Origin of the sequence: Pseudomonas sp. SIMBA_067 (assembly GCF_046534675.1) — a bacterium.
GTDB lineage: Bacteria > Pseudomonadota > Gammaproteobacteria > Pseudomonadales > Pseudomonadaceae > Aquipseudomonas > Aquipseudomonas putida.
The window spans coordinates 1-264 of the sequence record NZ_JAWRYH010000619.1 but is presented as its reverse complement, the minus strand read 5'-3'; the positions used below and the strand labels follow the sequence as shown (position 1 = coordinate 264).

At 48.1% G+C, this 264-nt stretch carries 1 protein-coding gene; it reads right to left on the bottom strand.

Features of this window, described 5'->3' with window-relative positions; all coding sequences use genetic code 11:
* The coding region (locus SB765_RS30580; protein WP_410932612.1) for an AAA family ATPase at positions 1-264 on the bottom strand (264 nt) is incomplete at both ends.

The following is a 264-nucleotide window of genomic DNA, read 5'->3' as shown; positions in this document are numbered from 1 at the left end:
CAGATGTTCTCTGCTCCACGGTTCATAAACACTATGCACAACGGCTTGCCAGTCAGGCACTTTTAAGCCAGGGATATCTGAGATTCTGTTCTCTACACGGGCACGATGCTGTTCTGGATCCGAACAGAGGATTTCAATTTCCAGAAAGGGAACACCTGATGATAGTGCGATATCACGAAAACTATCGCGCACCAGGTTAAGGTCATTCACCGAGTCAGTGACAACAGTTGACCCTAGTTGCAGATTGTCCCGCGCAAGCTCATA